Origin of the sequence: Pedobacter ginsenosidimutans (assembly GCF_001442625.1) — a bacterium.
Taxonomy (GTDB): Bacteria; Bacteroidota; Bacteroidia; order Sphingobacteriales; family Sphingobacteriaceae; genus Pedobacter; species Pedobacter ginsenosidimutans.
The window spans coordinates 286239-299539 of sequence record NZ_LMZQ01000001.1; the positions used below are offsets into that span (position 1 = coordinate 286239).

10 protein-coding genes are annotated in these 13301 nt (G+C 39.8%); 5 read left to right on the forward strand and 5 right to left on the reverse strand.

Going from position 1 to position 13301, the window contains the following annotated elements; all coding sequences use genetic code 11:
• Positions 1 to 64: 64 nt before the first annotated feature.
• The 5 genes from ASU31_RS01065 to ASU31_RS01085 all read right to left on the reverse strand — a co-directional run bounded on the left by ASU31_RS01065 (position 65) and on the right by ASU31_RS01085 (position 9354).
• Entirely contained in the window at positions 65 to 2632 is a 2568-nt protein-coding gene (locus ASU31_RS01065; protein WP_083505228.1) for a zinc-dependent metalloprotease, read from the reverse strand.
• 17 nt (positions 2633 to 2649) lie between these two features.
• The gene (locus ASU31_RS01070) at positions 2650 to 4047 is read right to left on the reverse strand and encodes a RagB/SusD family nutrient uptake outer membrane protein (protein ID WP_167346146.1); all 1398 of its coding nucleotides are present in this window, start codon (positions 4045 to 4047) and stop codon (positions 2650 to 2652) included.
• Between the two features lie 11 nt (positions 4048 to 4058).
• Complete coding sequence (locus ASU31_RS01075; RefSeq protein ID WP_057930547.1) at positions 4059 to 7379, reverse strand: TonB-dependent receptor; 3321 nt, start codon at positions 7377 to 7379, stop codon at positions 4059 to 4061.
• Between the two features lie 112 nt (positions 7380 to 7491).
• Positions 7492 to 8640, reverse strand: coding sequence for a FecR family protein (locus tag ASU31_RS01080; protein WP_157257893.1), 1149 nt, complete (start codon positions 8638 to 8640; stop codon positions 7492 to 7494).
• A 120-nt stretch (positions 8641 to 8760) separates the two neighbouring features.
• Positions 8761 to 9354: an RNA polymerase sigma factor gene (locus tag ASU31_RS01085; RefSeq protein ID WP_057930549.1), complete on the reverse strand. Its 594-nt coding sequence runs from the start codon at positions 9352 to 9354 to the stop codon at positions 8761 to 8763.
• A 446-nt stretch (positions 9355 to 9800) separates the two neighbouring features.
• On the opposite strand from ASU31_RS01085, the gene ASU31_RS01090 reads away from it, so the two are divergent.
• The 5 genes from ASU31_RS01090 (at position 9801) to ASU31_RS01110 (ending at position 13218) form a co-directional block, all read left to right on the forward strand.
• On the forward strand, positions 9801 to 10823 hold the full coding sequence (locus ASU31_RS01090) for a sensor histidine kinase (protein ID WP_057930550.1): 1023 nt from the start codon (positions 9801 to 9803) through the stop codon (positions 10821 to 10823).
• Entirely contained in the window at positions 10820 to 11596 is a 777-nt protein-coding gene (locus tag ASU31_RS01095) for a LytR/AlgR family response regulator transcription factor (RefSeq protein WP_057930551.1), read from the forward strand. The genes ASU31_RS01090 and ASU31_RS01095 overlap by 4 nt, the downstream gene beginning before the upstream one ends.
• Positions 11597 to 11706: 110 nt before the next feature.
• Complete coding sequence (locus ASU31_RS01100) at positions 11707 to 12540, forward strand: sterol desaturase family protein (protein ID WP_057930552.1); 834 nt, start codon at positions 11707 to 11709, stop codon at positions 12538 to 12540.
• 26 nt (positions 12541 to 12566) lie between these two features.
• Positions 12567 to 12785 (forward strand): hypothetical protein, encoded by a 219-nt coding sequence (locus ASU31_RS01105; protein ID WP_057930553.1) that lies wholly within the window; start codon positions 12567 to 12569, stop codon positions 12783 to 12785.
• Positions 12786 to 12828: 43 nt separating this feature from the next.
• Complete coding sequence (locus tag ASU31_RS01110; protein ID WP_057930554.1) at positions 12829 to 13218, forward strand: hypothetical protein; 390 nt, start codon at positions 12829 to 12831, stop codon at positions 13216 to 13218.
• Positions 13219 to 13301: the final 83 nt, after the last annotated feature.

The window sequence follows — 13301 nt, forward strand, 5'->3', positions numbered from 1 at the left end:
AATGAAAACGCAGAGGCATCCACCATCTGCGTTCCACATTATAACTACCTATTTAAAAAGCGAACTAATAATTTAAGCCTGGAATTGAAGATTCGTTGATGATTTTATCCAACATCTGCTTCAGGTACTCTAAATGTATCCTGGTATCCCTATCTTTAGCTTTAGGAATGCCGCTGCCAATATCTTTTCTCAATTCCCTTAAGTGCGCAAATGCCAATGCCTTCACGTTTGAATAAAGTAGTACATCGGTTGGGGTAACAGCTGCTAAAATATTATCGATTGAGCCTTGAAGTGCGAAACGTTTATTGTACATCGTGATAATACTGCCTACATACATTTTTTGCAATGCCCTTCGATACTCATCAGTTGGAGCACCTGTGTATAGTTCAGTAAAAATGCCTTTTTTCAAATCCGTCAACCATTCGGCAGGCGAATAAGCACCTTTACCATAATCTCTCTGATTGATCATCATCCGGTATAATCTGGATTGCGAGGTAACCATTGCTACAGTTTCCTGCTGAATACGCTGAACGCTGTTACCGCTATACCCTGGTTCAATCTTGTTAAGGATATTTTTATCTAACAACCAGGTTGGTGTTTTAAAAATCTGTTCGTTAAAAAACTTTATAGACTCTTTTTGCTTAGCAAGACTAACCGGTTGATAAATTGCACCAGGTTGATCTGATAATTTTTCAGTTACCATCACGCCCCCGAGGTTCTTTAACACATGGTTTGCGTAGCGGCTTAACTGTGCAACAGTTGCTTTGTACATCGTTGTAAGCTGAGTGTAATCTTCGCCTTCTTCACGGGTCCAGGCATCTAAATTTGGAACAATGCGTTTCAGGTTTTTTATACCATATAAACTGGCTTTAATAGGATCATCGCCCAAATCTTCTGACTGAGATCTTGGGTCATAATCCCTTCCTTCGCCAGAAAACCATAACCTCTTATTCTTCGCCAAACGATCTCTGGTAATAACATTAAGTATCTTCTGCTCGTCCTTTGCTGCTCCTGTTGCCGGGAAAGCCTTATAACCCCATTCTACTGCCCACTTATCGTAGTCGTTAATGCGTGGAAAAAGACCTTTTTCAGAAATCCCATCTTCGGGCTGTGCGACATAATTGAAACGGGCATAATCCATGATTGATGGGGTGTGTCCATTGGCTTCTACCCAGGCCTTATCTCTAAGCTTTTCTACAGGTACTGAGCTACTGGCCCCCATGTTGTGTCTCAAGCCAAGCGTATGCCCTACCTCATGAGAGGAAACAAAACGGATGAGCTGGCCCATTAATTCATCATCGAATTTATTTTTCCTGGCACGGGGATCTACCGCAGCACACTGGATCATGTACCAGTCGTGCACCAATGTCATTACGTTGTGGTACCATCCAATGTGGCTTTCTAATATTTCGCCACTTCTTGGATCAGATACGTTTGGTCCGTAGGCATTAGCGTTTGACGAAGCAAAATACCTTACCACAGAATACCTGGCATCTTCCAGGCTCATGGTAGTATCGCTTTCAGGCCATTCCTTACCGATGATCGCGTTTTTAAAACCGGCCTGCTCAAATGCCTTCTGCCAATCGTTGATACCCGCAATCAGATAAGGTCTCCATTTTTTAGGCGTAGCCGGATCTATGTAGTAAATAATCTGTTTTTTAGGCTCTACCAACTCGCCGCTTTTGTATTTAGCCAGATCTTCTTCTTTAACTTCCAATCGCCAACGGTTCACAAATACCTCATCTTTAACCGACTGTTGATCGTCAGTAAATTTTTTGTAGCTGTTCACGAAATACCCTACTCTCGGGTCAGCATAACGTTTAGCCATTGGCGTTTCGGGCAGCAATAAAAATGAAGCATTGATTTCCAAGGTAATCGCTCCGGCAATAACGGCTGCAGGCAAGTTGCCTCCGGTAGAATTATAAGTTCTAATGGTTCTAATTTCTGTGTTAATTGGAAAAGATTTCACGCTCTTCACATAGGAGCGATCTGCTGCTGGCGCACCCATCCCGTAATTTTTCTTACTATCAGGATTAAAAGTTACCAGCGGGTTCTCGCTTAATAGTAAATCGGTTACTTCAATTACAATTGATGCAGAATCCTTGCCCAATGCCTTAATTGGAAAGGAGGCCAGAATGGGATTGATATTTGAATTGCTTACTGCCTTTGAAATCATATCTGCAGAGTCTGCTACGCTCACTTGCGCTGCAACTCTCAAGAAAAGCCTGTTGTCTGGTCCTTGCTCCCAATAAATCATTCTCCTGCTAATTTCCTCTCCTCCAAAATTACCTGCGCCCGGTGTTGACCCACTTAATCGGGTTACCACAAGAATATCTTTTTTAAGAAGCTTCTTAGGAATTTCAAAAAAGTACTTTTCGGCAATTTTATGTACCGTCATTAAGCCTTTTTGTGAAACAGCTTTACTGGTAATGATATCCCGATAGGGCTTCAATGCATTTTTAACGCTATCGGCCTTAGGTTTTGGCGCAGCTGTGCTGCTAGCTGTTTGAATTTTAGATTTACTTGGCTTTTTCCTGACCAATACGCAAGAGCTAATGCACAAAATAAGGCAAAACGCTATTACTCCCAAACTCGATAGCCTGGGCGTGTTTTTAAAAAATTTAGTATTCATATTATTTTATTTCCAGACTATTGTAACAAGTTTGGGTTAGTATTAAGGATAGATTGTGCAATGGGATAGAATTTAGCTTCTGGCTTCCAAGACGGCTTTAATGCACTTAACACGGCATCTGCCTGACCCGTTCTTTTAAGGTTAAACCAGCGAAATGCCTGTTCGCAGAAAAATTCTTTTCTGTATTCCAAAGCAATTTCCTGCAATAAAATGGTTGGATCAGTAGCTGTTAGTGCTCCTAAACCCGCTCTTTGCCTGGTTACGTTCAGATCACTAAGGGCACCGTTTATATTGGAATTAATTTTCACCCTTGCTTCGGCACGGATTAAATACTGTTCGGCCAAACGTAAAATGATTTGAGATTCGGTAACATTGGCCGCCACAGCTTCTGCCTGGGTGCGGTACTTGAACTTGGCTGGAACGACGTAAACGCTTCCTCCAATGGTCAGATCCCTCATCCACAAACTACGGCGTCTATCTGCTGTTCCTGTGAAAATATCAAGAAAAGTAGGGCGTAACTGAAAATTTAATGCTGTCAGGGTATTGGAACTTGGAAGAAAAGAGGCCGTTTCGGTTGTATACTGGTTTGTTGCCTGTAATGGTTGAGGAAGCTGCCAAATGCTTTCTGTACTGTTTTTCACAAATAGCGCTGTTCCCATGGTAGCGGTGGGTACCATACTATATAAATTGGCAGCTTGAATAACTTCTGTAGCATTGCTTTCAGCCAGTGGATAGTTCTCCGTATAAAGGTAAACCCTGGCCAATAATGCTGCTGCTGTAAACTTGTTTACCCCAATTCTATCTCCTTTGGTAAATGAATAGTCTGCAAGAAGATTAGCCTTTGCTTCATTAAGATCTGTAATAATTTGCTTGTAGATATTGGCAACCGTTTCGCGGGATTGGTAAGCAGTAGTATTTACATCTGTTTGCAGTACCAATGGCACAGCTCCATAAAAGTTGGCCATAATAAAATAGCAATAGGCACGCATTAACTTCGCTTCTGCCAGCATTTGTTTACTTACCGCTACAGATGTACCTGAATACTTTGTTAAGCCTTCAATAATTGCGTTGGCACGGTAAATAACCTGATAAAAACCGGTAAAGGGTTCGGTAGATGCTGTTAATGCAACATAAGTATTTGCATTGAACTCTTGTAAATTTACAACCGATGCCAGATACCTAAGGTCATCTGCCATTAGCGAAGTATTAATGGGTAAACCAGTTGTTTGAAAGGTGATCTGTGCGAGTTGCCCATACATCCCTGATAGTGCGGATAGCGCTGTTCTGTCTTGGGTAAATATTGCCGCCGATGGAGTTTCGTTCAACGGGGGTTTAATTTCAATCATTTTCTCGCATCCCATAAGGAATATGGCCACCAGGCCAATAATATATTTGGTATATATGCTAGCTTTCATTCTCTTTATATTTAAAATGTACATTGTAAACCTGCAGTAATGGTTCGAAGTGGTGGAGTTGCTGCGCCTTGCGACTCAGGATCATAACCATCGTAATTGGTGATCGTAAATAAATTCTGTCCCTGAACGTAAAATCTTATGCTTTGCGCCTTGATTTTTGAAAGCAAACTGGCTGGTAGGGAATAAGAGAGGCTAACGTTTTTCAGCTTGATGAAGGATGCATCCACAATGTTGGCATCCGAAGCAGAATAATTTAAAAAGGCTGAATAGGCGGCAGATCCCTGAGTGCTTCTGGCATCCTGGGTGACCAATTTATCCTGAGATCCTAGTGCGATATAATCCCGCATCACCGAAGCCGATGCATTATAAGGAAAACCAGGAGGATAAAAAGTAGCTGCAAACATATTTTTACTTTTTTGCTTCACAAACTGAAAAGTAAAATCAAGATTAATGCCTTTGTAAGTAAGTGAATTTGTTAAGCCGCCGAAATAATCAGGATAACTTGTACCTACATAGTATTGATCTCCACGACCCGTATCTAAAAAGCCCGTACTCAATACACCGTTCCCATTCAAATCTGCAAAATCTGGCAATCCGGTCGTTGGATTTATTCCCGTATATTTTAATGTATAAAACGAGGCCAAAGGTCTTCCTACAACATATCTGGTAAAATAACTGGTTTTATCTATGTCAGGATACGATAAAAGCTTATTCCTGTTTTTGGAGATATTGAAGGTAGAAGTCCATTTAAAATCTTTCTTCCTGATGTTTGTACTGCTCAAAGAAAATTCTAAACCACTATTTTGAACATTGGCAGGAAGATTGGCCTGATAGCTGGGAAAACCAGTTTGAGGACTTATCGGAAAATCCAATAATTGGTTTCCGGTACGATTTCTATACGTTGCTGCCGTTAAGGATAATCTATCATCTAGAAAGCCTAATTCTAACGCAACTTCCAGTTTCTTAGTTTCTTCCCACCTAAATTCATTGTTTGCAATCCTGGAAGGTTGAAGGCCAACATAGCCGTTGTATACATAAGGAGAAGAGGAGTAGCTATCATAATATTGGTAGTTGCCTATCTCATCGTTACCAACAATACCATAACTACCTCTTAATTTACCGAAACTGAACCAGCTCAGCTTATTTTTCAGGAAACGCTCTTCAGAAAAAATCCATGCACTGCCAACAGAGCCAAAGTTCCCAAAACGATTGTCAGGTCCAAATCTGGAAGAGCCATCACGTCTAAATGATATATTAGCGATATATTTATTCTGAATATTATAATTCACACGACCGAATACCGAAGCGTATTTAAAGTCACTTGAGCCACTCGTAATTGTTCTTGTTGCTGCCGATCCGATGTTAGATAAAAATTCATCAGACGGAAAATCCCTGGCGTTAACACTATAGGGTTGTTTCGACTGTTTAAACTGCCATGATCCGCCAGCCAGGGCTTCCAGGTTGCCTTTCCAAAGCGCCGTTTTATAAGTTACCTGCGGCTCAAAGATATAATTGTTCGTATAAACATATGATTCTATTACAGAGCCTGTTGTTGGCGGATTAGCGCCCAAGTTGTTTAGTGAACTTAACGGACGAACAGCCGTGGTCCTCATATCTGTTTTACTGTAACCCAAAGATGCCTTCACATCCAATCCTTTTAATACCGTATACTTCAGGTTAAGGTTAGTTAAAAAGTTACTACCCCTGGCATCATTACTTTGCAAAAGAAAGCCTAATGGGTTGTTAAAACCAGATGCCCAATATAATGAGCCATCTGGATTGTACAAAGGAAAGTTTGGCGGCAGGTTGTAAGCGTAGTTGCCAATCTCTGTGATCGCAATATCATTCTTATCGGCTGAGTACATCGATGAAACCGATAAAGCAAAGCGCTGATCTACAGAAGAGTGATTAAAATTCAAATGTGCACCTCCTCTTTGATACGATTGCTCTCCAGGATAAATATTGGTTTCTTTGTGGAATGTTCCGCTCAAATAGAAATTAGTACGTACATCACCACCAGAAATACTGGAAGTAATATCATGTGTGCGGGCTGTGTTTCCAAGTAAAATTTTGGGGAAATTCTGATCGAGATTAGGATCCCATGTTAAGTCGGCATCAAAAGCGCCTGGAACAGCCGCGGGGTTGTTAGCAAACGCCTTTCTTCTTAATGCCATATATTCTGTTGTACTTAACAACTCCACATAGTTTGCTACTTTAGACATACCGGTATTAGCGTTTACAGAAAACTGGGTTTTTCCCGCCCTCCCCTTTTTAGTGGTGATGAGGATTACTCCATTTGCGCCCCGTGAGCCGTAAATTGCCGTAGCATCAGCATCTTTTAGCACTTCTATGCTTTCAATATCAGAAGGGTTGATGATATTCATCGGGCTGGTATTACCCTCTGCAGACAGGGCTGCTGTACCTGTAGCCGCAGCGCTGATAGGCTCGGAAAGGAACGGTACTCCGTCAATTACATAAAAAGGGCGGTTTACTTTTCCAACAGAATTAACTCCTCTTATCTGAATGTTGATAGCTGCACCAGGAAGTCCGTTGGTTTGTGTGATGGTTACTCCGGCCAGTCTGCCCTGCAAGGTCTGTAGTGCATTGGTTACCGGTTGTCTTTCAATATCTGCCGCACTAATGCCTACTTGAGATCCTGTGCTTAGTCTTTTGGTTGTTGTGCCATAGCCAATGATCATCACTTCATCAAGTTTGGCCGGATCAAGCTCCATTCTCACTTCCATTTTAGCCTGAGCTGGCAATTCCTTAGTTTTATAACCTACATAGCTAAATATCAGGATGGGATTTTCATCCTTTGAAGAAATGAAAAAGCGGCCGTTGTTCCCTGCAATAATTGTACGATTGGTTCCTTTCAATTTTATGATTACCCCAGGCAGAGGCTTACCCTGCTCATCTAAAACCGTCCCAACCACTTCGGTATCCTGAAAATAGTCCGAAATCTGATTAATCAAATTACGTTCCTGTACGATTACGGTTTTATCTTCTATAGCGTATGTTAAGTTTTGATTAGCAAAACAGGCTTTCAAGGCCTCTGCTACGCTTACACCCTGAAGTTTAACAGTAACTGGTTTAGCTTTTTCCATCATTCGCATATCAAATACGAAATCATATCCGCTTTGCGCCCTGATTGATTTAAATACAGATTCTAAATCCGCATTCCGCTGAATCAATGTGATTTTCTGAGCAGATGTAGAAGCGGTTACCTGCATCATGATGCCAAATATAAAGATGGTAACTAAACGCATAATACGGCGAATTTGTTGGACATGCCCCGAAAGGCCACCCATATTGGTAGTAAAAATTTTGTACATTTGTTTGGTTTAAGTTGAAGATTCTCAATAGTTCTGAAAGCTTAAAATCATTCTACGCCAGGGGTGTTCCACCACCTCTGGTTTTTAATTTTAAGCTCAATTTTAATCGTTTTTATTTTGTTACGGTTACCCTCCTTCCTTCAAGCTTAAAGTGAACACCGCCAGTTTTTTGAATTAATTTCAAAACTGACGATATATTTTTATCTCTTGAGATCCATCCGCCTAGCTTTACTGTGCTGGGTGCAGACTGATCATATATAATTTCTACATCATACCATCTTGCAATTTTCCTCATTGTGGTCCTGAAATCACTGGTTTTAAGGTTAAACTCATTATTTTTCCAATCCACAAAAGCAGTAGTATCAACATCCCTAACCTCAAGGGTCTTACTAAAGCTTATCGCCTGTTGTCCTGGACGAAGAATGGCATCACTGTTTACCTGTACCCTACCTTCGAGCAGTGTAGTCCTGACGCTTGACTCATCGGCATAAGCATTTACATTGAAATGCGTACCCAGTACCGTAACTTTTTGCCGGTCGGTGCTAACTATAAATGGCTGTGACTTACCTTTTCCGTCCGACACCTTCTTAACTGCGAAATAAGCTTCACCCTCTAATTTTATCAACCTGGCACCTGCATGAGCAAAAGATGTTGGGTAAGTAATCGACGAAGATGCATTGAGCCAGACCTGGGTACTGTCGGGGAGTAATACTTTATATCTACCACCTCTGGGCGTGCTAATGGTATTGTATTCAACTACGGCCGTTTCGGTGTCACCCAGTTTCATATAAACCAATTCTCCATTTCCCTGTTTTGAAATACTGGCGCCATACTGTTTGATTTTGTCCTGACCGGCATGAAGGGTATCCAGATAAACTTCGGTTCCGTTGGCAAGTTTTAGCGTAGCTCTGTCCCTACCCGGCGCAATATCAACTGACCCCGCGGCGATTTCGATGTGTCCGGCATTTTTAGCTTTTTGTGAAAACACGAAAAAGACCAGGGCCGGCACCAATAAAACGACTGCCGCTGCAATCCATCTACGGTATATTTTGAATGAAATCTTATGATTTGAGGGCTCAGATAAACGAAGGTTACGTATGGAGAGCAAAATCCTATCCAGGCTTTCTTCTTCACCCGGGACAGGATGAGATTCCCGTTCATCCATGAATTCAGCCACCATCTGCTCAAGTTCACCGTCAGAGAGATGCTCCATTTTCTGCAAAAGTTCAGAGATTTCTTTTGCAGGCAAACGATTATCCAAAAATTTTGAGTAGATACTATGTATATTTTGATTTTTATGTTCCAATATTATCGCTTTACATAGATAATACGTTTACAAAACAGACTTCCTCTACTCCATTTTAAAAAAAACTTATTTTTTTTATCCTTTATCAAAGAAAAGACAAATCGCCAGCGCCAAAAAGCCATGTATTGACCCAAAAAAAGCTTTCTTTATTGTCTTTGTAGCTTTTACAATATGATTACTTACTGTTGAGGTAGATATATTAAGCTGATCTGCCACTTCTTCATATGATTTCCCTTCGATTTTGCAGAGTTTAAAAACAAGTCTCTGTTGCGGAGGTAAATCTTCAATCGCCCTGTTCAGTACAATTTCACTTTCCTTATAAAATAATAGTTCCTCAGTCGGGTTGTATAGCTGAGCACTAGCCGACAGGATTTCATCCTGAAGACGTTGATCTCTGGCAGCTTTACGATAAAAATCACTAACTGTATGGTTGGCAATAGTAAAAATGTAATAATTAAATGGTTTATCAATATCAATAACCAATCTCTTATCCCAAATCTTAACAAACACGTCCTGTGTCAACTCTTCAGCCAACGGAATATGTTTTATCATCTTAACTAATTTCCTAAATATCAATTTGCTGTAATGTCTATAAAGGACTTCAAAAGCAGCTACATCACCGCCTTTCAAGGCAGTTAATAATTCTTTTTCATCGTCAAGAAAATCCATTTAAAGATTAATTTATTAAATGCCCCACAAAGAGAGTTTTCACAGAAGCAACAGGTTTGTTAGGTTTAGTTAAAGTCATCAATTACTTGCGGCATTCCGCTCAACTGATTTATTCTTTCAGTCACAAAATTGATAGACAACATTCAAATATACCGATTGGTACTTAATTTAGAGACTATTACCCCGCAAAATAATTGAAAAATAAATTAACTGGATATTTCCCCTAAAGCCATTTCATCGTTTTTACATAAATGATATTATTTAATGGGTAAATTATTTGAAGAGATTGAAGAACACTGAAGCTGTAATGCAAACCCCGTATCAGACCCGTTTCACCAGGCGTAGAAAAATAAGGACAAAGCATATTTTAGTCAACTGACCGCCAAATCTGTCAGCCTCACCATCATTGAAAACTGTTTAATATTTTTTTTTCATAAGTTTAAACAATGGATAAAAATGAGCGACGAATTTCCTGGTATAGTTCGCTGTTAATCGCCTTATTGGTAAATACACCGAAGCTACTGGCTTTACGCGAAAAGGGAATTTTGGCGCAATACTGGCATTTTAATCCTTTGGAACTGCTATATCAGTTTTTATTCAATCTGCTCTTCTGTGGACTAATATTCCAATTAAACCTGAATCCATCTTCAAAGCTTAGTATTTATCGTGAAAAAAATAAAATTAGTCTGTATGTCATTTCAAATGCATTAATATTCTTTTTTGCTGTCTTTGTGGGAGGTGTGCTTCAAAACAAATTATTTTTTACGCCACAATTGCCGAAGGTTTACCTAGCGGGCAACTTCGTGCGATTATTCTTGAGTAGTATCTTAACTGGTATTCTGATTAAAATTGTCCTGCTTGTCCGTTCCTCTAAAAATAAAGAAGTAGAAAACGAGCAGCTCAAAATGGCCTACATGCAAACAGAACTGGAGCTTTTGAAAGAACAGATGAACCCACATTTTTTATTCAATTCTTTAAGTAGCCTCTCAGGTGTAATCAGGGAAAACCCTGCCTTGGCACAAAAATATGTCCGCGATTTATCTACCGTTTTTCGCTACGCTTTAAATCGTTCCAAAAATAATCTGGTAATACTTAGCGATGAATTAACGATGCTAAAGGCATTCGCCCGGCTCATCACCATGCGTTTGGAAAATGCCTTTAAAATGGAAATTAATATTCCCACTGAAGTGTTGAATTATAAATTACCCCATTTGACTTTACAGCCTTTATTAGAAAATGCGGTGAAACACAACGCAGCAACCCTAACAAAGCCCTTAAATGTAAAGCTGTATATGGATGATGACCTGCTGGTTCTGAGCAATAACCTCAACGAAATTCCAACACCCGAAAGCAGCAACGGAATGGGACTTGCAAACCTGAACGAACGTTTTAAGATTATGGTGAAACAAGAAATCGAAATAAGCAAAAGCCAAAGCGAATTTCTGGTAAAAATCCCTTTAAAAGCATGAAAACCATCCGTACTGTTGTTGTAGAAGATGAGGCCGTCACCTCAAGGAACCTCATTCACTTATTGGGAGAAATAGCGCATGATATTGATATAGTTTCGGCATTAAGTACAGTTGAAGAAGCAACTACCTGGTTTGCCGGCAACGAAAACATGTACGATTTAATTTTTATGGATATCAGGCTCGCCGATGGATTGTCTTTTGATATTTTCAAACGAATCGCCATCGATAAACCTGTAATTTTTGTAACCGCATATAACGATTACGCCATCACGGCTTTCAGAAACAATGGTATCGATTACATTTTAAAACCTTTTGACGAGGAAGAAATTGCCAATGCTGTTAACAAATATAAAAGATGGATGGGTAGTGCTACACCGCATGTTTTGCCTGTATTTGCAGATTTAGCCGCACAAATTGGCAACCTTTCAAAATCTTACAAAAAGTCTTTCCTTATTCATTACCGTGATAAACTGATACCCGTAGAAACGGCTAAAATTTCGTGGTTTTATACGGCTAATGAAATCGTTTACGCCAGAACAGACGACGACAGGCAGTTTGTGATGGACTTTACCATGGAACAGCTGGAACAACAGCTAGAGCCGGATACTTTTTTCCGGGCAAACCGCCAGTTTCTGATCAACCGCCGGGCTATAACCGAAGTGGAATTTTATTTCAATGGAAGATTGTTGGTTAAAGTAAAACCAATAGCAGAAATGCAAATCCTGATCAGCAAAGCCCGTGTGCCTGAGTTTAAAAAATGGATGAACACTTAAATCGTTTCACCCCTTTGTTTTTCAGCTTCACCTGTTTTTAGGCCGCATCCAAATTCATTTTTATTCAACTTTATTCTGTCTTAACAAGGCAGCATTTAGTTTAGATAAAAATGAAAAATCACATCGGTCCATATCGCATTTACATCCTGTTATTCCTTTTTGTGTTAATTCTTGCCGAAATCATCTGGAGCTGGAAGAAAGAAAAAGGCACTTATGATGTTAAGGAAACTTTTTCCAACCTCGCTATTTTTGCAGGTTTTCAGTTTTCAAAATTCATATTTGCAGGTTATCAATTAACCATTCTGGGTTTCTTTGCAAATCTGACACCCATTAAATTGCCGCATAATGCCTGGGTTTTCGGTTTAACATTTATCACTGCAGATTTTATCTATTATTGGTTTCATCGCTTTTCACACATCTGGAAACCGCTTTGGGCATTTCATTTGGTCCACCATTCGGCCATGCACATGAATTTAACGGCAGCCTACCGCCTTAACTGGTTTTCGGCAATTGTTAGTCCCTTGTTTTTTATCCCGGCTGCATTATTTGGTTTACCTACCGATTTTATTGTGATTTCTTATGCGCTTAACCTTACTTACCAATTTTTTCTACACACTGAGGCAGTTGGAAAATTAGGCTTGGTTGAGCATGTAATGGATACACCGTCATCGCACCGGGTTCACCATGGAAGCAACCCGATTTACATCGATAAAAACTTTGGCGGTGTCTTAATTATCTGGGATAAGCTATTTGGCACTTATCAACCGGAAACAGAAAAAGTACGGTATGGCCTAACTACCGGTTTTTTAAGTTATAATCCCTTCCGCCTGGTGGTCCAAGGCTTTATCAACTGGTTTAAGCCAAAAAGTTCGATCCCCGGTAATAACAATTCAACCCCGAATCTTTCTGTTTCAACCGAAAAGCAGAAACATGCATTAAATTAATCCGTCTATTTAATAAAAAACACATGATGAAAAAGTTCATTTTAATTATCAGTATCGCGTTCTGGGCTGCACTGCCCGCAAATGCCCAAAGCAGAATAGTTGTAAGAACACCTGCTAAAAGAATCATTGTACATACCCGCCCGGTGAATGTTAGGCCTGTTGCAAGCGTTGTCGTAGTAAAAGCCGCACCAATTGTAGTGGTAAAACCTACGTTGAGAAGAGGGGTAGTTATTGTTCATCACTAATCTTAAGCAATTTTCATATTTTTAAATCAATAGAAATCAAATCATGAAAACCCCTAAAATCACAAATTTATTTGTTGCTTTATTGGCCTTATCAGTTTCCGGTTTAACCCCGGCGTTTGCTCAAAATAAAGCAAATGATTTAAAGAATAAAACGCCCGAAGAGCGGGCTAAATTTCAAACGGAAATGATGAAGAGTAAGCTCAACCTAAGTGCCCAACAGCAAAGTAAAATTGAAGTCATAAACTTAAACTATGCTAAAAAGTTCGAACCGGTTATAAAAAGCACCGATAGTAAAATAACACGCTTTAAACAAGCCATGTCTTTACAGAAAGCGAAGGATGAGGAGCTGAAAAAGGTATTTACAGCCAGCCAATATCAGCAATACGAAAAGTTTCAAGAGGCGTTAAAAAGCACACTAAAAGATAAAATGTAATATGAAACCATCATGATTTTTCAAACCACACAGTGGTATGAAAAAATCTGATAGCTTCATCACAATTGAAAACAAATTTATAC